We start from the raw sequence: 19,294 nt of genomic DNA, 5'->3' as shown, positions 1-19,294 counted from the left end.
GCGCCGCCGGGGCGCCCGGGGCCGCGCCGGGGGCCCGACCCGCCGCCGGACTACGAGCACCTGCTGCAGGTGACCGACCTGGTCAAGGAGTTCCCGGTCAAGGGCGGCGGTGTCATCCGCCGGGTCGTCGGCAAGGTGCAGGCGGTCTCCTCCGTCTCGCTGCACCTGGACGCCGGCGAGACCCTCGGCGTCGTCGGCGAATCCGGGTGCGGCAAGTCGACGACCGGCCGGGCCATCCTGCAGCTGCACAAACCGACGTCCGGCTCGGTGAAGTTCCGCGGGCGCGAGCTGACCACGATGAGCGGCGAGGAGCTGCGCGGGGTCCGGCGGGACATGCAGATCGTGTTCCAGGACCCGTACGCCTCGTTGAACCCCAAGATGCCGGTCAACGACATCATCGCCGAGGCCTACAAGATCCACGGTTTGTGGAGCAAGGACGGGCTGGACCGGGTGGGGGAGCTGCTGCGGCTGGTGGGCCTGTCGCCCGAGCACGGCAACCGGTACCCGCACGAGTTCTCCGGCGGGCAGCGGCAGCGCATCGGCATCGCCCGGGCGCTGGCCCTGGAGCCGGACGTGCTGATCCTGGACGAGCCGGTGTCCGCCCTGGACGTGTCGGTCCAGGCCGGCGTGGTCAACCTGCTGGAGGACCTGCAGGACACCCTGGGGCTGGCCTACTTCTTCGTCGCGCACGACCTGTCCATCGTCCGGCACATCTCCGACCGGATCGCCGTCATGTACCTGGGCAAGATCGTCGAGACCGGCTCCCGGGACGACGTCTACGACCGGGCGATGCACCCGTACACGGTGGCGCTGCTGTCGGCCGCGCCCGAGGCCGATCCGAATTCCGAGCGGGTGCGGGAACGCATCATGCTCACCGGTGACGTGCCCAGCCCGCTCAACCCGCCGTCGGGCTGCCGGTTCCGCACCCGGTGCTGGAAGGCGCAGGACAAGTGCGCCGCCGAGGAACCGCTGCCCGTCGACCACGGCGGCGGGCACCTGGTGGCCTGCCACTTCCCGGTGACCGATCCGGCGGCCGAGACGGCCAGCGCGGCCCTGCGGGTGGCCGGGTCGGCGGTCTGAGCCGGCTCGCCGGGCCCGTGCCGGGCGCCCCGCCCGGGTACGGTGCGGTCGTGCCCGCTCGCCTGCTCGCCGTCCACGCGCACCCCGACGACGAGTCGCTGTCCATGGCCGGCACCCTGGCCACGGTCGCCCGCGCGGGCGCCGAGGTGGTGCTGGTGACCGCGACCCTCGGCGAGGAGGGCGAGGTGATCGGCGACGAGGAGATGCAGGGGCTGGTCGCCGCCCGGGCGGACCAGCTCGGCGGGTACCGGTTGACCGAGCTGCGGGCCGCCTGCGCGGCGCTGGGCGTCCGGGAGCGAGCGATGCTCGGCGGTCTCGGGGCGTTCCGCGACTCGGGGATGGCCGGCACCCCGTCGGCCGAGCATCCCCGGGCGTTCATCCACGCGCAGCGCGGTGGCCCGGCGCACGACCGGGCGGTGGCGGCGCTGGTCGAGGTGATCGACCGGGTGCGGCCGCACGTCGTGCTGACCTACGACGCCGACGGCGGCTACGGCCATCCCGATCACATCGCGGTCCATCAGGTCGTCATGGGCGCGCTGACGGTGGCCGGCTGGGCGGTCCCGCGGGTGCTGGGCGTGGTCCGCCCCGAGTGGGTCACCCGGGCCGCCTTCGCCGGCCTCCCGGTGCCGGCCGGGTACCTGGCGGCGCCGCCCGACGAACCCGGCTTCCTGGCCGGCTTCCTGGCGCCCGACGACGTCGTGGCGGTCGCGGTACCGACCGCGCCGGTGGACGCCGCACGGCGCGCCGCCTTCGCCGCCCACGCCACCCAGGTGGAACTGCTGGCCGGCGATCTGTGGGCGCTGTCCAACCGGATCGCCCAGCCGCTGCCGGCCGCGGAGTACTTCCGGTTGCTGGCCGGGCGGCCGGTGCCGCGCGCGGCCGACGGCACGCCCGGCGCGGACGTCTTCGCCGGGCTCGACCCGGATCGTGAGCCGGAGCCGGAGCCGGAGCCGGAGCTGTGAACCCTGCCGCCGAGCCCCCGTGCGCTGATCGAAGTCCCACGGAAGGGGACGAATCGGGCGCAGATGCGGGACTTGGATCAGCGCAGCGTCCCGGCGAGGGCGGCCTCCCCGGGACGGGGAGCGAGTCGTCCGGCGGTGCGCCGGTGGACTGGCTGCTGGTGGCGTTCGTCACACTGCTGTGCGCCCTGACCGCGGTGGTCGGCGTCGCGTACCTGCCCTGGCACATCGGGGCCGTGCCGATGCCGGTCAGTGCCCTGCTCGGGGTCGGGGCCATGGTGCTCGCGCCCCGGGCCGCCTATCGCCTCACCGGGTCGATGGCCGCGGCGGTGCTGCCGGTACTGGTCTGGTTCGGTGTGACCGTCTGGCTCGTGCTCACCCGCAACCCGATGATGCGCAGCCAGGCGCTGAGCGTGGTCCAGGGCCAGTGGCGGGTGATGGTGCTGCTGGGGCTGGGATCGCTGGCCGCCGCGGCGACGCTGACGCTGCTGTGGGCCGAACGGACCCAGGCCCGCTACGCCCGGACGGAGGCCGGGCCGGAGCCCGCGACCGAGTCCCGGACCGGCTCGCGGACCGACCCGGCGACCGACCCGGCGACCGGCCCGGTGATCGACCGGCAGGCCGGCGGGGCCGCCGGCGGGGCGCCGGGACGGGTCGAAGCGGACGAACCGACCGGCCGATCGGGCTGATCGGCCCGCGGCGGGCCTGCCGCGACACGGGCACGGTCCGGCACGGGTGATACTTGTCGGTGCCCATCGGTGGCCGCCGTGCGCCATCGGGACCGAGCTGGAGAACCGAAGTGACCTATGTGATCGCCGAGCCCTGTGTCGACGTGCTTGACCGCGCCTGCGTCGAGGAGTGTCCGGTCGACTGCATCTACGAGGGTGCCCGGATGCTCTACATCCACCCGGACGAGTGCGTCGACTGCGGTGCGTGCGAACCGGTGTGCCCGGTCGAAGCGATCTTCTACGAGGACGACGTCCCGTCGGAGTGGGCCGACTACACCCGCGCCAACGTCGACTTCTTCGACGACCTGGGCTCCCCGGGCGGCGCCTCGAAGACCGGCAAGGTGGCCAAGGACGACCCGATGGTCGCGGCCCTGCCGCCCATGGGCGAGGACCACTGATCATGGCCGACGACCGGTCGCCGGGTGCATCGTCCGCCGGCGCACCGGCGGCGTCCGGCCCCGGCCCGGGCCCCGGATCGGCGGGTCCGGCCGGTTCGGCCGTCGGCACGGCGTCCGGGCTGCGGCTGCCGGCGCCGGTCAACCGGCTCCCCGACTTCCCCTGGGATCTCCTGCTGCCCGCCCGGAAGCGGGCTGCCGAGCACCCGCAGGGCGTGGTCGACCTGTCGATCGGCACCCCGGTGGATCGTGTGCCGCTGCCGATCCGGCGGGCCCTGGCCGACGGCTCGGAGGCCCCCGGATACCCGACCGTGCACGGGCGCGCGGCCCTGCGCGAGGCGTACGCGAACTGGCTGGAGCGCGCGCACGGCGTCACCGGGCTGGACCCGGCGAACGTGATGCCCACCATCGGATCGAAGGAGTTCGTCGCCGCCCTGCCGACCCTGCTCGGGTTGCGGACCGGGGACACCGTGGTCATCCCTGAGCTGGCCTACCCGACCTACGAGATCGGCGCCATCATGGCTGGGGCCACGGTGCTGCGCTCGGATTCCCTCACCGCGGTGGGCCCGGACCGGATCGCTCTGCTGTGGCTCAACTCCCCGTCGAACCCGACGGGGCGGGTCCTGCCGGTCGAGCACCTGGCCAAGGTGGTGGCCTGGGCCAGGTCCCGCGGGACCGTCGTGGCCTCCGACGAGTGCTACATCGACCTGGGCTGGGAGTCCACGCCGGTGTCGATCCTGCACCCGGACGTCAGCGGGGGGGACCACACCGGCCTGCTGGCCGTGCATTCGCTGTCCAAGCGGTCCAACATGGCCGGCTACCGGGCCGGGTTCGTCTCCGGCGACCCGACCGTGGTCGGCGCGTTGATCGCCGCCCGCCGTCACCTGGGTGCCATGCTGCCGACCCCGGTGCAGCACGCGGCGCAGGCCGCGCTGGAGGACGACGCGCACGTGATGGCCCAACGCAGCCGCTACGCGCGTCGCCGCGAGCTGCTGCGGGAGGCGCTCGACGGCGCCGGATTCCAGGTGTCCTCCGAGGCCGGCCTGTACCTGTGGTGCACCCGGGGCGAGCCCGCGATGCGCACGGTGGACTGGTTCGCCGAGCGGGGGATCGTCGTCGGCCCGGGCACGGTGTACGGCCATGCCGGGCTCAATCACGTCCGGATCGCGCTGACCGCGCCGGACGATCACGTCGCCGCGGCCGCCGAGCGGTTGGCGCGGCGCGGGCGCCGCTGACCCTGGCCGCCGCCCGGGTCAGCCGGCCGGCCGGGCCGCCGGGTCGGTGCGCGGCCCGGTGTCCGCGCGCAACGCGTGGTTCGATGCCCGCAGCGCGGCGTTGTCGGTGGCCAGCCGTGAGTTCTGGGCGCGCAGCGCGGAATTGTCCGTGCGCAATGCATGATTGTCGCCCCGGATGGCGGTGTTGTCGTCCTCCAGCCCGAGCACGCGGGCGATGCCGATCAGGTTGATGCCGTCCTCGATCAGCTCCGAGATCCGGCGGAGCCGTTCGATGTCGGCGTCGCTGTACCGGCGGGTGCCGCCGGTGGTCCGATCCGGCTGCAGCAGCCCCTTGCGCTCGTACAGCCGCAACGCCTGGGCGCTCAGGCCGGAGAGCTCGGCCGCGACGGTGATCCCGTAGACCCCCATGGACCCGTCGCGGACGGCCGTCACCGGCGGCAGCTCGCCGGGCTCGCCGACCATCAGCTCTCCTCTTGCGCCGGTCGGGGTGACGTGGTATCACAAACCTACACCATTTGACACAGATCCGTTCGAGTTGCGATGACGTGCAAGGGGTGAGGTGGCGATGGTCTGCGCGGTGGCGCCGGGACCGGTGCGGTCGACGGAGCCCGGGTCCGATCGGGCGGTCGACTCGATCGACGAGCGCTTCTGGGCCGTCCTGCACGCCGCCGGTCTGATCGGCCGGATCGGCTCGTCACTCGAACCGCCCGTCGAACCCGCCGCCGAACCGGCGGAGGTTCCGCACCGCCCGCCGCCGACCGTGCGGACGGCGGTGGATCGTCACCGTCCGCGCGGCCGGCGACCGGCCCCGGATCCGATGCCCACGCCCGGCGGGTGGGTCGATCCCGACGGCGACGGCCGGCTGAGCCGGCAGCGGTCGCCGCCGCCGCGCGCAGCCGCCGGCCGTCCACCGCGAGGGGGGTGATGCACACCATCTCGTCCATCGTCGCTGATCAGAATCATCACGAGCCGGCGAACGGGCCGACCGCGGCATGCGGTCGGGCTGCTCGCGGACAGGGAGGCGAACAAAGAGGCCAACGAGGAAGGACATCCACAGGACGAGGACCGGCGGGCCGGGCCCGCCGTGACCTCGACGCGACCTGACGTGGCCCCGCTCGGGGCCGGATCGGCCGGACGTTGATGCGGTCACGCCGTGAACGGCGGACAGCCGCGTGCACCCGGTGCCGGACCGATCCGCCGCCGCCGGGATCCACCAGGCCGGCCGCGTCGTCCGGGGCGACCGCCGATCATGTCGGCGGTCGCCCCGTCGGTGTCTGCGGCTCCTCGCGTCGTCCCGACACCGGGATTGCTCCCTTGCCTGAGCCTGCGATCGGTGGTACAAAAAATCTATACCGCTGAGGAGAGATCAGCGGGGGTGAGCACACCAGAAGGCCATGGGAGGTGGTTCGTGATGCTCATGCGTACCGATCCGTTCCGTGATGTCGACCGGATCGCCCAGCAGTTGCTGGGGACCAACGCGCGACCGTCCGCGATGCCGATGGACGCGTGGCGCGACGGCGATCGGTTCGTGGTCGAGTTCGACCTGCCGGGGGTGGATCCGGGGTCGGTCGACCTGGACGTCGAGCGCAACGTGCTGACGGTGACGGCTCAGCGCCCGCCGGTCGACGACCGGTCGAGCTTCCTGGCCGCCGAACGACCGCGCGGTGTCTTCAGCCGGCAGCTCGTGCTGGGTGACAACCTCGACCTGGACCGCATCGAGGCGACCTACCGGGACGGCGTGCTCCGGCTGGTGATCCCGGTGGCCGAGAAGGCCAAGCCGCGCAAGATCACGATCAGCCACGGCGACGGCGTCGACCACGCGATCGGCGGGAACGGCGCCGCCGACCGCCGGACCGTGGAGGCTGCCGGCACCCGCAACTAGGTGGACGGGAGGCGATGCGGCTCCGGCGCCGCCGTGCCTCCCGGACACCTCGACGGTGCTCGCTGCCGGTCCGGCACGCCCGGCCGACGGGGGAGCTCGGGCGTCGCGTCGGCCCCTCGCTGCCGCCTCCCGGACACCTCGGCCGGCCGGATCGGTCGAGCGCTCCGGGCCCCGATCGCATTCCGGCCCGGCCCCGGGCCGGGACGGAATGCCGGGCCCGCTCGCCGAGACCTACGGACCGGGTGGTCAGTCTTCATTTCCGGCCCGGTCCCCAGCCCGATCCCCGGCGGGGGCAGTCAGTCCGGGAACGCCTTGCGGGCGGCCGCCTCGGCCTTCTTCCAGGCCTCCGGATACGCCGCCCGGGCCTCCACCCGCCGGTCGCGGCAGCCCTGGATGACCCGCCCGGCCGCGACCCCGGCCCGTGGATCGCCGACCTCGACCACGAGCTCGCGGAGCCGGTCCTCGAGGACGCAGGCGTCCTGGTGGTCCCCGAGAACCTCCTGAAGCCCGGCGAGGGCCTCCAGGAACGCGGCGATGTCACCCTTCTCGTGCAACAGCTCCGCGGCGTAGCGCGATCGCTTGCCGTAGATCCGCAACTCGTGCAGGTCGTCGTCGGGCGGGTTCTCGCCGAAGGTCCGGTGCAGCTTGCGGCGGGCCTTGCGCAGCGTCCGCCACTCCGCGGCCGCCAGCTCGTGCAGGTCGGCCCACGGATCGGCGACGGGCGGCTGCGCGGCCGCCTCCTCCAGCTCCGACAGCAGCGCCCGGTACGACGGATCGTCCAGCTCGGACACGAGCCGGTCCCGGCCGGCGACCCGTTCGCTCTCCAACCGGCTGATCAGGTGCTCGAGCGCCCCGGTGTCGGGATCGCCGAGCCGGGCCGCCTCCCGGTGCAACCGGTCGATCATCACGTCGTGGTCGCGGATCACGCCCAGAGTGCCGGCCAGCTCGCGGACGTCGCCGCGCAGCCGGTCGGTGGCCGTCTTGTCCAGGGCCGGTCGGGCGGCCTTGAGGTACGCCCGCACGCGGCGGGTCGCCACCCGCATCTTGTGGACGTCCTCGATGTCGCCGCCGCGACGGCTGCCGTCCTCGTGCGCCTTGATGTCGGCGACGGCCTTGCCCAGGACCGGCCCGATCGAGTCCGCGATCTCGGTCGGGATCAGCCCGGGCCGGCGGGGCGCCGGACGGGGCGGGGCGAGCGGCTGGTGATCGGGCGCGTCCTCGACGGCGGGGGCGCCGTCGTGGACGGCCTGGTCGGGTGCCGGCGCCTGGACGGGCGGGTCCGGGTCGGCCGGGCGGGACCGCTTCCGGGCCGGTTCCTTCGGGCGGGCGTGCAGCGCGGCGTCGGCGAACCTGTCCTCGTGCACGATCGGGGCCGGCCGCGGCACTGCGCGTTTGCGAGGTCGGGGAGGCACCCCGGGAGTATCTCTCACCGGGCCGCCGCGCCGGGACGGACCCGCCGGATCCGCCTCGGGGTGGCCGCCGCCGCGGGCCGGCCGGGGCCGGTCCTACTGGGCATGCAGGCTGGCGTTGAGCCCGCCCCAGGAACCGGCGCGCGGCACCGCCTCGACCCCGCCGGTGAGCGAGTTGCGGCGGAACAGCAGGCCGGCCGCACCGGACAGCTCACGGGCCTTGACCGTGCGCTGCTCGCCGTCGGCCAGCAGCGTCAGCTTGGTCCCCGCGGTCAGGTACAGGCCCGCTTCGACGACACAGTCGTCACCCAGCGAGATCCCGACCCCGGAGTTCGCGCCGAGCAGGCAGCGGGCGCCGATCGTCACCTGCTCCTTGCCGCCGCCGGACAGCGTGCCCATGATCGAGGCCCCGCCCCCGACGTCGCTGCCGTCACCGACCACGACACCCTGGGAGATGCGTCCCTCGACCATCGAGGTGCCGACCGTGCCGGCGTTGTAGTTGCAGAATCCCTCGTGCATGACGGTCGTGCCGGCCGCCAGATGGGCGCCGAGCCGGACCCGGTCGGCGTGAGCGATGCGGACCCCGGACGGCACCACGTAGTCGGTCATCCGCGGGAACTTGTCCACCCCGAAGACCGACAGCCGGATCCCGGCCTCCAACGCGCGCAGCCGGACCTGCTCGACCTCCTCCGGCGGCACCGGCCCGATGGAGGTCCAGACGTTGTTCGGCAGCACCGCGAAGATGCCGTCGAGGTTGATCGTGCGGGGCCGGACCACGCGGGCCGACAGCAGGTGCAGCCGCAGGTAGGCGTCCGCGGTGTCGGCCGGAGCGTCGGCGAGCGAGGCGATCCGGGTCTGCACCACCCGCAGGGTGACCCCACGGATGTCGTCGGCCCGCTCGGCCAGCCGCAGTTCGGGTTGGGCGGCGACCGGGGTGCCCGGGCTCGTCACCAGCAGGGCCGGGGCCGGGTACCAGACGTCCAGCACGGTCCCGTCGGCGGTCACGGTGGCCAGGCCGGTGCCGAACGCGCCGCCCTCGACGGGGCCGGCGGAATCGGCCGAATCGGACACGGTTGCAGCAGTCGGAACAGCGGTCATGCCGGGGAGCCTATCGGCCGGGCCGGGGTCGGACCGCCGCGCACCGGCCCCGGCCCCGCTGTCAAGCCGGACCCATCGGACCTGTGGACAACCCGGCCCCGGCCGCCGACGAAGCCCGCCCGATCGGCGTGTTGTCCACAGGTGCCGAGATCGTCCTTGCCCGCCGGACCGCCGGGACCGAGCGTGGGGGCCATGCCGCCGCCCGTCGACCAGACCGTCATCAGCCGCGCCGACCTGCTCGCCCGCGGGTACTCCGACCATCAGATCCGGCAGGCCCGCGAACGCGGCGAGCTGCGCAGCGTCCTGCCGGGGCTGTACGTGCGCGACCAGCCCGCCCCGCCGGACGATCCGGCCGATCGCCACCGGTCCGCGTTGACCGTGGTGGTCCCGCGGCTGGCCGGCCGGCCGGTCGTCAGCCACCTGTCGGCGGCCATCCTGCACGGTCTGCCGTTCGCCCACAGCGACTGGGACTGGCTGGGCCGGCCGCGGCCGGGAGAGGGGACCGGGCGTCGCCCGGCCGGGACCGCCGGGCCGGCGGATCCGCCGCTGCACCTCACCCGGCCGGACGCGGCCAAGTCCCGGCGCGGCGCCGCGCTCCGGGTGCACAGCGGGGCGCTGGATCCGGACGAGGTGATGGAGCTGGCCGGGCTCCCGGTCACCACGCCCGAGCGGACGGTGGTCGACTGCGCCCTGGTGCTGCCCTTCGACCACGCGGTGCTGCTGGCCGACGCCGCGCTGCACCGCGGTCTGGTCAGCCGGCCGTCCCTGACCCGGCAGCTGGCCCGGCTGTTTCGGGTGCCGGGGACCCGCCGGGCGGCCCAGGTGGTGGCGTTCGCCGATCCGGGCAGCCGCGGGCCGGGGGAGTCGGTGAGCCGCGTGGTGATGTCCCGGTGGGGGTTGCCGGCTCCGCTCCTCGACGTCGCGGTGCCGGGGCCCGACGGCCGGTCCCTCGGCCGGGCGGCCTTCGGCTTCGCCGGCACCCGGGTGCTCGGCGTGTTCGCACCGGATCCGGCCGGCACGCCGCCGGGCGGTAGGGCGCTGAGCGGCCCGGCGCTGAGTGGCCGGGGGCCGAGCGGTCGGGGGCCGAGCGGCGCCGAGCCGCTGCCCCACCGGGCCGACTGGGTCGCGGCCGGCTGGCGGCCCGTCGTCTGGTCCTGGCCCGAGCTGCGGTCGCCGGAGCCGTGGATCGAGCGGTTGCGGAGCGCCCTGGCGCCGGCCGAGCCGCGATCGTGAGGCGGTCCCGGCCCGGGCCACCGGGGCCCGGCGGGCGGCCGAACGGGCGTCGGCCGACGCGCCCGCTGCTGCGTCGGCCGTCGGGGCCGGGGACCGCGCTCCCGGTGCGGTCAGGGCGCGACGGTCAGGCGGACCACGCCGGGCTCGATCGGCTGGTCCGCGGTGCGCCAGTCGAAGTCGGTCCACAGCTGCCGGTCGACCGCGACGTCGGTGATGCTCAGGTCGGTGCCGTGCGCGACCGCCAAGGCGGCCAGGGACCGTCCGGCCGGATCCGCCGCCAGGTCGGGCACGCTGACGGCGACCGTCGCCGACCGCCCCTCGTCGGTCACCTCCCGGACGGTCAGCCCGCCGAGTTCGGCGTCGGCCGCGGCCAGCGCGGCGGTCAGCTGCGGGGTCGCGTCCTCGGTGCCGGCCGGCGCCGGGCGGTCGGGCGCGACCGCGGTCGGCCGGTGGCCGCCGGCCCGGCAGCCGAGCTCGAGCGGGTCCGCCCCGGACAGCGCGCGGACCAGCGTCGTCGCCTGCGGCTCCCACTTGGCGTACGCGTCGGGGAACGCCGACTGCTGCACCTTCTGCGCCGCCTCGGTCAGCGGCAGCTGCGCCCAGTCGTCGACCTCGAGCAGGGCGTCGTAGAACTTGCCGGCCGAGTAGACCGGATCCAGGATCTCCTGCGTCGTGCCCCACCCCTGGGACGGGCGCTGCTGGAACAGGCCGACCGAGTCCCGGTCGCCGTCGGCGCGATTGCGCAGGCTCGACTCCTGGTAGGCGGTCGCCACCGCGATGATCCGGCCGCGCTCGGGGATACCCCGGGACAGGCCGACCGCGTTGATGGTGGAGGCGTGATGCAGTTGCGCGACGGTCAGCTCGACCGTCGGCGACGCCGCGGCCTCGGCGCCGGTGCCGGGCAGGCCCGGGACCGTGCACTCGGGCCGGTCGGCGAACGGGTTGCGCCAGATCAGCAGCCCGGCGGTCACGGCCGCGGCGAGCAGGCAGACCACGCCGGCCACGATGAGGCTGTTCTTCACCGGCTTGCGCATCGCCTCCGACGGTACTGTGCGGGACGTGTCCGCCGCGCCCGCACCGTCCCCCGCCGCCCCGACGTCGTCGGAAACATCCGGGTCGCCGGGCACGCCGGGGTCGCCGATCGAGCTGAACCTGACCGGCGATCCCGCCGACCTGACCGCCGCCCTCGTCGACATCCCGTCGGTGTCCGGGTCGGAGGCGATGATCGCCGACGCGGTCGAGTCGGCCCTGCGCCGGCTGCCGCACCTGCGGGTGCAGCGCGTCGGCCAGAGCGTGCTGGCCCGCACGGATCTGGGCCGGCCGACGCGGATCCTGCTGGCCGGGCACCTGGACACCGTGCCGATCGCCGACAACGTTCCCTCCCGCCGGGACGGCGACGTGCTGCACGGCTGCGGCACGACCGACATGAAGTCCGGCGACGCGATGCTGCTGCACCTGGCCGCCACCCTGCCCGCGCCGGCGCGGGACCTGACCTTCGTGTTCTACGAGTGCGAGGAGGTCGATTACGACCGCAACGGGCTCACCCGGATCCAGGCCGAGCACCCGGAGTGGCTGGCCGCGGACCTGGCCGTCCTGGGCGAGCCGACCAACGGCAACGTCGAGGCCGGTTGCCAGGGGACCGTGTCGGCCACCGTCACCGCCCACGGCCGCCGCGCGCATTCGGCCCGGTCCTGGCTGGGGGACAACGCGATCCACCGGGCTCGGGCCGTGCTGGACCGGCTCGCCGCCTGGGACGCGCGGATCGTCGACATCGACGGATGCGAGTACCACGAGGGCCTCAACGCGGTCGGCATCACCGGGGGAGTGGCCGGCAACGTCATCCCGGACGAGTGCACGGTCCGGGTCAACTTCCGGTTCGCGCCGGATCGCAGCGCCGAGCAGGCCGTCGGCGTGGTGCGCGACCTGTTCGCCGACTTCGAGGTCTCCGTCCTGGATGTCGCGGCCGGGGCGCTGCCGGGACTGCACGCCCCCGCGGCCGCCGAGTTCGTCGCCGCGGCCGGTGGCCGGGCGCAGGCCAAGTACGGGTGGACCGACGTGGCCCGGTTCGCCGCGCTCGGCATCCCCGCTGTCAACTACGGCCCCGGCGACCCGTCGCTGGCGCACACCCGCGAGGAGCACGTCCGCATGTCCCAGATCCGCGAGATGACCGAGGTGCTGCGCGGTTTCCTGACCGGGTGAACCCCGATGACCCGGTGGGCCCGGGACCCGGCCGCCGCCCGGCCGGTTCCCGGATCGGCCGTTCCGATCGACAGTCGGCTCGGCCGTTCGGATGGGCAGTCGGATCGGCCGTCGGATCGGCCGTTCGGATGGGCCGGCGGATCGGCCCGTCCGGATCGCTCGCCCCGGGCCGAGCCCGGCGGCGGTCACCGGCGGCGGTGACCGGCGGCGGTGACCGGGTGCCGGGCCGTCACGACCGGTGTCCGCCCGGTGAACCCCCGGAGAATGCTCGGCCGACGCGGCCGGCTTGGTCCGCGCTGCGTCACCGCGTCACTACTGTGGATCGGGTGACCGAATTCGAGGACCCGTCGTTCCCGCCGCCGGACGGCCAGGAGCCGGAACGGTTCAAGGGACCGGTGCGGCTGCGGGGCGACCAGCGATATCAGACCGCCAGCACCACCGACCAGCGCCTGCTCGACTCGCGCGGCCCGAGCGACTGGGTGCACACCGACCCGTGGCGGGTGCTGCGCATCCAGGCCGAGTTCGTGGAGGGCTTCGGCGCGCTCGCCGGCCTGCCCCGGGCGGTGTCGGTGTTCGGCAGCGCCCGGACCAAGCGCGGCACGCCGTACTACCAGAAGGCCGAGGAGATCGGGGCGGCCCTGGCCGCCGAGGGGTTCGCGGTCATCACCGGCGGTGGGCCCGGGATCATGGAGGCCGCCAACAAGGGTGCTAAGAAGGCCGGTGGGCTGTCGGTCGGGCTGGGCATCGAGTTGCCGTTCGAGCAGGGCCTGAACCGGTACGTCGACCTGGGCATCAACTTCCGCTACTTCTTCGCCCGCAAGACCATGTTCGTCAAGTACTCGCAGGCCTACATCTGCCTGCCCGGCGGGTTCGGCACGCTCGACGAGCTGTTCGAGGCGCTGACGCTGGTGCAGACCAAGAAGGTCACCAAGTTCCCGGTGGTCCTGTTCGGCTCGGAGTACTGGGGCGGGCTGGCCGAGTGGATCAAGACGTCGGTCGCCGGGGCCGGCAACATCTCGCCGCCGGATCTGAACCTGATCCACGTCACCGACGACGTCGACGACGCGATCCGGGTCGTGCACGACGCGTATGCGGCCTGGGAGGCCGCGCACTGATCCGGAGCCGGTGGGGCCCGACCGGTGCGCCGGGCGGGCCCGGCGGCGGATCGCCCGCCGCACGGCCCGGCCGGCCGGCTGCGTAGGATTTCCGCGTCCGGTGATCCTTCGCCGCGAAACGGGGACCCTCTTGACCACGCCGCAGACCGGAATTTTCGCGCTCGGGACGCACGCCCACTCCTACCTGGAACTGTCGCTGGATCAGGGGGCCGACCCGCGGGCCGCCCTCACCGTCGCGGCCGGGCTGAGCGAGCCGCGCACCACCATGGGCGGGGTCAACCTCGTCGTCGGGATCCGGCCCGAACTGTGGGCCGCGGTGCTGCCCGAGCGCGCCCCGGCGGGCCTGACCGGGTTCACCGAGCCGGTCGTCGGGCCGGACGGGTTCACCATGCCGGCCACCCAGCGGGACCTGTTCCTCTGGACCGCCGGCGGCTCCCGGGACGTCGTGTTCGACACCGTGACGGCGATCATCGACGCCTTCGCCGGCGTCGCCTCGGTCGACGACGAGGTGTCCGGCTGGACGTACCACCGCGACCTGGACCTGACCGGCTTCATCGACGGCACCGAGAACCCGCACCTGTCCGAGGCGCCCCGGCACGTCCTGGTGCCGGCCGGCGAGCCGGGCGCCGGCGGTTCCGTCCTGCTCGTGCAGAAGTGGCGGCACGACGCGCACGCCTGGAACGCCGTCCCCGTCGCCGACCAGGAGCGGGTGATCGGCCGGACCAAGCCCGACAGCGTCGAGCTCGATCCCCGGCCGGAGACAGCGCACGCCGCGCGCACCGACCAGGACGACTTCGGCAAGATCTTCCGGCGCAACGTGGCCTACGGCTCGGCGCAGGAGCACGGCACCATGTTCGTCGGCTTCTGCCACCGCAAGGCGCCGCTGGCCGACATGCTCGACAGCATGGCCGGTCGGGGCGGGGTCCGGGACGCCCTGACCCACTACACGACCCCGCTGTCCGGCGCCTACTACTTCGTCCCGGCGCTGGACGACCTGGCCGTCCTGGCCCCGCCGGAGGACGACGACTGAGCCGCGAACGGGCCGGTTCCGGGACCGTGCGGTCGTCGTTCCGGCCCGGTCCGGGCCGCCGGACGGACGCGTCGTTCCCGGCCGCCGGGTCGGCGTCGCCGTCCGCCCAGTGGTCGGCGGCACGGCCCGGCGACGGATCGTGGGAGGATGGCGCGCGTGTTGCGCTGGTTGACCGCAGGTGAATCCCATGGCCCCGCCCTGGTGGCCGTCCTCGAAGGCCTCCCCGCCGGGGTGCCGGTGACGTCCTCGGACATCGCCACCCAGCTGGCCCGGCGGCGGCTGGGTTACGGCCGCGGGGCCCGGATGAAGTTCGAACAGGACGCGGTCTCGATCCTGGGCGGCATCCGGCACGGCTCCTCGCTGGGCGGCCCGGTGGCCATCGAGATCGGCAACACCGAGTGGCCCAAGTGGGAACAGATCATGTCGGCCGACCCGGTCGACGAGCAGGTGCTGGCCGGTCTGGCCCGCAACGCGCCGCTCACCCGTCCCCGTCCCGGGCACGCCGACCTGGCCGGCATGCAGAAGTACGGCTTCGCCGACGCCCGGCCGATCCTGGAGCGGGCCTCGGCCCGGGAGACCGCGGCCCGGGTCGCGCTCGGCACGGTCGCGCAGCAGTACCTGCGGGCCGTCCTGGGCGCCGAGGTCGTCTCCCACGTGGTGTCCATCGGCGAGGCCGACGCGGTTCCCGGCCCGCTGCCCACCCCGGCCGACCGGGACGCCATCGACGAGTCCCCGGTGCGGGCGCTCGGGGCCGCGTCCACCGAGCGGATGGTCGCCGAGATCGAGGCGGCCAAGTCCGACGGCGACACCCTGGGCGGGGTCGTCGAGGTGCTCGTGTACGGGTTGCCGCCGGGACTGGGCTCCTTCGTGCACGCCGACCGCAAGCTCGACGCCCGGCTGGCCGCGTCGCTGATGAGCATTCAGGCCATCAAGGGTGTGGAGATCGGTGACGGCTTCCTCACCGCCCGCCGCCGGGGCAGCGCTGCGCACGACGAGATCGACCCGGGTGCGAACGGGGCAACCACGGTGTCCCGGCGCAGCAACCGCGCGGGCGGCATCGAGGGTGGCATGACCAACGGCGAGGTGCTCCGGGTCCGGGCCGCGATGAAGCCGATCTCCACCGTGCCCCGTGCGCTGGCCACCGTCGACATCGCCACCGGCGACCGCGCGCAGGCCATCCACCAGCGCAGCGACGTCTGCGCGGTGCCGGCCGCGGGTGTCGTCGCCGAGGCCATGGTCGCGCTCGTCGTCGCCGACGCGGTCAGTGAGAAGTTCGGCGGGGACTCCGTCGCCGAGACCGCCCGCAACGTGGCGTCCTACCTGGACTCGATCGACTTCGCGCCCGTCCCCCCGATCGGCGGCGCCGCCGGCCCCGTGGCCCGGTGACGGCGCCGGACGCCGTCGAGCCGGTGACCGGGACCGGGGCCGACCCGTCGCCGGTGCGGCCGATCGTGGTGCTGGTCGGGCCGCCCGGGTCGGGCAAGACCTCCGTCGGCCTGATCGTCGCCCGGCTGACCGGGCGGCAGTTCCGGGACACCGACAGCGACATCGAGTCCGCCGCGGGCCGGCCGATTCCCGACATCTTCCTGACCGACGGGGAACCGGCGTTCCGGGCGATGGAGCGGGCGGCCGTGGCCACCGCCCTGGCCCATCACGACGGGGTGCTGGCCCTGGGCGGCGGGGCGATCCTGGCCGAGCCGACCCGGGCCCTGCTCAAGCAGCAGACCGTTGTCTTCCTGTCCGTGACCATGCCGACCGGGGTGCGCCGCACCGGCCTGGCCACCAACCGGCCCCTGCTGACCGGGGTCAACCCGCGGGCCACGTACAAGGCGCTGCTGGACGCGCGGCTGCCGCTGTATCAGGAGGTCGCCACCCAGGAGGTGGCGACCGACGACCTGACGATCGGCCAGGTGGCCACCGTGATCGTCGAGGAGTTGAAGCTCTGATGAACGCTCCGGTCGTCGTGCCCGTCCCGTCCGGGGCGCCCTACGACGTGACCATCGGCCGCGGCCTGCTCGACGAGCTGGTCGCCGCGGCGACCGCGACGGGGGCGGCCCGGGTCGCCCTGGTGCACCCGCACACCCTGCTGCTCACGGCCGAGACCGTGCGGGACGCGCTGCGGGACAGCGGGCTGGACGTGCACCTGCTCGAGGTGCCGGACGCCGAGGACGCCAAGAACCTGACCGTGCTCGGCTTCTGCTGGAACGTGTTCGGGCAGATCGGGATCGACCGGCGGGACCTGGTGATCGGGCTCGGCGGGGGGTCGGTCACGGACCTGGCCGGGTTCGCCGCCGCGACCTGGATGCGCGGCGTGCCGGTGATCCACGTGCCGACCACCCTGCTGGGCATGGTGGATGCGGCGGTCGGCGGCAAGACCGGCATCAACACCGACGCGGGCAAGAACATGGTCGGGTCGTTCTACGAGCCGCGGGCCGTCCTGTGCGACCTGGCCACGCTGGAGACGCTGCCCCGGCACGAACTGGTCGCCGGGCTGGCCGAGGTGGTCAAGTGCGGGTTCATCGCCGACCCGCAGATCCTGACGCTGATCGAGAGCGACCCGGAGGCGGCGTCGGACCCGGCGGGACCGGTGCTCGCCGAGCTGGTCCAGCGCTCGGTCGCGGTCAAGGCGGCGGTCGTCGCGGCCGACCTGCACGAGTCCGACCTGCGCGAGATCCTCAACTACGGCCACACTCTGGCCCACGCGATCGAGAAGCGGGAGCGGTACAAGTGGCGGCACGGGGCCGCCGTCTCGGTCGGCCTGGTGTTCGCCGCCGAGCTCGCCCGGGCGGCGGGCCGGCTGGACGACGAGACCGCCGACCGGCACCTGACCGTGCTGCACACCCTGGGTCTGCCGACCACCTACGATCCCGACGCGCTCGGTGAGCTCGTCCGGATCATGGGCTCGGACAAGAAGACCCGGGCCGGCACCCTGCGGTTCGTCGTGCTCGACGCGCTGGCCAGACCGGGCCGGCTCGTCGGCCCCGACCCGGCCCTGCTGGCGGCCGCCTATTCCTCGATCGCCGGTCAGGCCAAGCGCCCGACCACCGTCGACCTGGGCTGAACCACCACCCCCTCGGCGGGCGGAAGCGGGGCCGGGCGCGGGCGATCAGCCCGGCAGCCGGCCGGTGACCGGGTCGCGGTCGGTGATGCAGTACGGCTGCCCGGTCGGATCCCGCAGCACGGTGAAGCGGTCGGCGACGTCCCGCACCGCGGCGCCGAGCACCTGGTGCCGCTCGGTCTCGGCGGCTCGATCGGTGGCCGCCAGGTCCAGATGCGCGGTCGCCGGGAACCGGTCGTCGCCGACCGCCTGCACCATCAACCGCAGCGGGAGCCCCGCCGGCCGGGCCAGCGGGATCAGGGTGGCCAGCGACGAGCTCACCGGCGCCCAACCGGTCAGCTCGCTCCAGAACCGGGCCTCGCCGTCGGCGTCGGCGGTCCGGACGTCGAGGCAGAGCTGGTCGACCAGGGACGTGTGGCGGCCCCAGCGGGCGGCCGGCGGCCGGACGGCGGCGGGGTGGGACACGAAACAGAAGGTGAACCCGCCCGGCGACGCCAGCACGACGTAGCCGTGCGGGGACTCGTGCGTGATGGTCGCGCCGAGGCCGGCGGCCAGCCGGGCCGCGTCCCGGGGATCGGGCACGTGCAGGTCCAGATGCAGCCGGCCGGGCCCGCTGCGCAGGCGTTGCACCCGCAGGAAGTCGTCGCCGGCCGGCGGCACCAGCGTCGCGAACTCGTCGTCCTCGCCGCGCCACGGGGACACCGGGTAGCCGGTGACGGCGGACCAGAACCGCACGCCCGCCGCCAGGTCGCTCGCGGCGACGTCCAGGAACGCGGAGGTCCAGAAGATGTCGGCCGGCACCCGTCCGACCCTACTGGCCCGCCCGTCCGGGCCCGGGGGAACCACCGGGCCGCTCCGGACCGCGACCCGCGCCCGGGGCCCGGCGGTCACCCGCGGCCGGCCGCGCGGGCCCCGAAGCGGACACCGAGCCGGGCCAGCCCGCCGGTCCCGGCCGCGAGGGCCACTACCGGCCAGGGCAGGCCGGTCAGCTCCCAGACCATGACGGCCGCGAAGACGGCACTGCGGTGGCTCACGGCCAGCACCCCGGCCGCCCCGATCAGCGCCCACTCCGGGACGGACGCCGGGACGCCCGCCGCCGTCGCCGCCACCGCGGCGGCCGCACCGAGCGCCGACCCCACCGCGAGCGCGGGCGTGAGGAGCCCGCCGACGATGCCGGCCCGCAGGCAGACCCCGGTCAGCGCGATCTTGAGCCCGGCGAGCAGCACGAACGCGGCCGCCGCCGTCCACCCCGCCGGGGCCGCGCCGGCCAGCAGCGCCCCGTCCCGCACCGCGGCCGGCGGCCCGAGCGTGAGCTCGATGACGCCCTTGCCGTTGCCGGGCAGGGTGGGCCACCAGACGGCGGCCAGCCCGACCAGGGCCATGGCCCCGGTCGTGGCGAGCGGGGTCCGGACCGGGCCCGCCGGCGACCGGGCCATGGCCCGCCGGGCCACGGTGTCGAGGGCGACCGCGGCGACCCCCGCCACCGGGGCGGCGACCACGGCCCAGACCACGAGGGCGATCGGCGGGCCCTGGTCGAGGGCGCCGCCGGGCAGCACGTAGACCCGGCCCGAACCGAGCACCGTCCAGGCGGTCACGGTGGCCACCCCGCAGGCCACGAGCACGACCAGCCAGTCGCGGGCCCGCAGGGCCGGCAACGCCGCGCGGGCCACCGTGCGGACCCGGTCGATCGCCCGGCCCCGAGCCCGGCCCCCGCGCGGCGCCGGCGCGGGGCGACCGGCGCCCAGGCTCAGCACGGCGAAGACGACGCCGGCCAGCGGGACGTTGTAGACCGCGGCCAGGCCGGCGCCGGCGCCGGCGGCGATCGCCACCCGCCGGTCGCCCGGGCCCAGTCCCCACCGATCGGCCAGCAGCG

At 74.9% G+C, this 19,294-nt stretch carries 19 protein-coding genes; 13 read left to right on the top strand and 6 right to left on the bottom strand.

All coding sequences use genetic code 11. The features are described 5' to 3' along the window. From ACOJUF_RS20120 to dapC, 5 genes are all read left to right on the top strand, one after another. The coding region (locus ACOJUF_RS20120) for an ABC transporter ATP-binding protein (RefSeq protein ID WP_420123597.1) at window positions 1-1,080 on the top strand (1,080 nt) is incomplete at its 5' end. A 50-nt stretch (window positions 1,081-1,130) separates the two neighbouring features. Continuing rightward, on the top strand, window positions 1,131-2,042 hold the full coding sequence (gene mshB / locus ACOJUF_RS20115) for an N-acetyl-1-D-myo-inositol-2-amino-2-deoxy-alpha-D-glucopyranoside deacetylase (RefSeq protein WP_420123596.1): 912 nt from the start codon (window positions 1,131-1,133) through the stop codon (window positions 2,040-2,042). 143 nt (window positions 2,043-2,185) lie between these two features. After that, a complete protein-coding gene (locus ACOJUF_RS20110; RefSeq protein ID WP_420123595.1) occupies window positions 2,186-2,728 on the top strand; it encodes a hypothetical protein in 543 nt (180 codons plus the stop codon). Between the two features lie 110 nt (window positions 2,729-2,838). Then, on the top strand, window positions 2,839-3,165 hold the full coding sequence (fdxA, locus tag ACOJUF_RS20105; protein WP_420123594.1) for a ferredoxin: 327 nt from the start codon (window positions 2,839-2,841) through the stop codon (window positions 3,163-3,165). 2 nt (window positions 3,166-3,167) lie between these two features. After that, a complete protein-coding gene (dapC, locus tag ACOJUF_RS20100) occupies window positions 3,168-4,397 on the top strand; it encodes a succinyldiaminopimelate transaminase (protein WP_420123593.1) in 1,230 nt (409 codons plus the stop codon). Between the two features lie 18 nt (window positions 4,398-4,415). On the opposite strand, the gene ACOJUF_RS20095 is transcribed toward dapC, so the two are convergent. Continuing rightward, the gene (locus tag ACOJUF_RS20095) at window positions 4,416-4,859 is read right to left on the bottom strand and encodes a MerR family transcriptional regulator (RefSeq protein ID WP_420123592.1); all 444 of its coding nucleotides are present in this window, start codon (window positions 4,857-4,859) and stop codon (window positions 4,416-4,418) included. A gap of 949 nt (window positions 4,860-5,808) precedes the next feature. On the opposite strand from ACOJUF_RS20095, the gene ACOJUF_RS20090 reads away from it, so the two are divergent. Continuing rightward, window positions 5,809-6,279: an Hsp20/alpha crystallin family protein gene (locus tag ACOJUF_RS20090; protein WP_420123591.1), complete on the top strand. Its 471-nt coding sequence runs from the start codon at window positions 5,809-5,811 to the stop codon at window positions 6,277-6,279. A 296-nt stretch (window positions 6,280-6,575) separates the two neighbouring features. Here the strand turns inward: ACOJUF_RS20090 and ACOJUF_RS20085 are convergent, their stop codons facing one another. Both ACOJUF_RS20085 and dapD read right to left on the bottom strand, forming a co-directional pair. Next, window positions 6,576-7,691, bottom strand: a complete 1,116-nt coding sequence (locus ACOJUF_RS20085) for a CHAD domain-containing protein (RefSeq protein ID WP_420123590.1) — start codon at window positions 7,689-7,691, stop codon at window positions 6,576-6,578. Between the two features lie 93 nt (window positions 7,692-7,784). Next, the gene (dapD, locus tag ACOJUF_RS20080; protein WP_420123589.1) at window positions 7,785-8,786 is read right to left on the bottom strand and encodes a 2,3,4,5-tetrahydropyridine-2,6-dicarboxylate N-succinyltransferase; all 1,002 of its coding nucleotides are present in this window, start codon (window positions 8,784-8,786) and stop codon (window positions 7,785-7,787) included. A 192-nt stretch (window positions 8,787-8,978) separates the two neighbouring features. Between dapD and ACOJUF_RS20075 the strand changes: the two genes are divergently transcribed. Next, complete coding sequence (locus tag ACOJUF_RS20075) at window positions 8,979-10,019, top strand: type IV toxin-antitoxin system AbiEi family antitoxin domain-containing protein (protein WP_420123588.1); 1,041 nt, start codon at window positions 8,979-8,981, stop codon at window positions 10,017-10,019. 110 nt (window positions 10,020-10,129) lie between these two features. Here the strand turns inward: ACOJUF_RS20075 and ACOJUF_RS20070 are convergent, their stop codons facing one another. Beyond that, window positions 10,130-11,053, bottom strand: coding sequence for a hypothetical protein (locus ACOJUF_RS20070; protein ID WP_420123587.1), 924 nt, complete (start codon window positions 11,051-11,053; stop codon window positions 10,130-10,132). On the opposite strand from ACOJUF_RS20070, the gene dapE reads away from it, so the two are divergent. The 6 genes from dapE to aroB all read left to right on the top strand — a co-directional run bounded on the left by dapE (window position 11,025) and on the right by aroB (window position 17,424). Continuing rightward, a complete protein-coding gene (dapE, locus tag ACOJUF_RS20065; RefSeq protein WP_420123586.1) occupies window positions 11,025-12,218 on the top strand; it encodes a succinyl-diaminopimelate desuccinylase in 1,194 nt (397 codons plus the stop codon). The two genes, ACOJUF_RS20070 and dapE, sit on opposite strands and share 29 nt — an antisense overlap. A 326-nt stretch (window positions 12,219-12,544) precedes the next feature. Then, window positions 12,545-13,333: a TIGR00730 family Rossman fold protein gene (locus tag ACOJUF_RS20060; protein WP_420123585.1), complete on the top strand. Its 789-nt coding sequence runs from the start codon at window positions 12,545-12,547 to the stop codon at window positions 13,331-13,333. A 130-nt stretch (window positions 13,334-13,463) separates the two neighbouring features. After that, entirely contained in the window at window positions 13,464-14,363 is a 900-nt protein-coding gene (locus ACOJUF_RS20055) for a Dyp-type peroxidase (protein ID WP_420123584.1), read from the top strand. A gap of 147 nt (window positions 14,364-14,510) precedes the next feature. Continuing rightward, window positions 14,511-15,749: a chorismate synthase gene (aroC, locus tag ACOJUF_RS20050; protein WP_420123583.1), complete on the top strand. Its 1,239-nt coding sequence runs from the start codon at window positions 14,511-14,513 to the stop codon at window positions 15,747-15,749. Beyond that, a complete protein-coding gene (locus ACOJUF_RS20045; RefSeq protein WP_420123582.1) occupies window positions 15,746-16,309 on the top strand; it encodes a shikimate kinase in 564 nt (187 codons plus the stop codon). The genes aroC and ACOJUF_RS20045 overlap by 4 nt, the downstream gene beginning before the upstream one ends. Next, window positions 16,309-17,424: a 3-dehydroquinate synthase gene (aroB, locus tag ACOJUF_RS20040; protein ID WP_420123581.1), complete on the top strand. Its 1,116-nt coding sequence runs from the start codon at window positions 16,309-16,311 to the stop codon at window positions 17,422-17,424. The genes ACOJUF_RS20045 and aroB overlap by 1 nt, the downstream gene beginning before the upstream one ends. Window positions 17,425-17,469: 45 nt before the next feature. Here aroB and ACOJUF_RS20035 read toward each other — a convergent pair whose 3' ends face one another. Both ACOJUF_RS20035 and ACOJUF_RS20030 read right to left on the bottom strand, forming a co-directional pair. Continuing rightward, window positions 17,470-18,222: a VOC family protein gene (locus tag ACOJUF_RS20035; RefSeq protein WP_420123580.1), complete on the bottom strand. Its 753-nt coding sequence runs from the start codon at window positions 18,220-18,222 to the stop codon at window positions 17,470-17,472. Between the two features lie 86 nt (window positions 18,223-18,308). Next, window positions 18,309-19,294: chloride channel protein (locus tag ACOJUF_RS20030; RefSeq protein WP_420123579.1), on the bottom strand; the 986-nt coding region annotated here is incomplete at its 5' end.

The sequence above is a fragment of the Nakamurella sp. genome (assembly GCF_048594475.1).
In the GTDB taxonomy this organism is placed as follows: domain Bacteria; phylum Actinomycetota; class Actinomycetes; order Mycobacteriales; family Nakamurellaceae; genus Nakamurella.
Note: the sequence above shows the minus strand (reverse complement) of the source record. Positions and strands in the feature narration are given on the sequence as shown.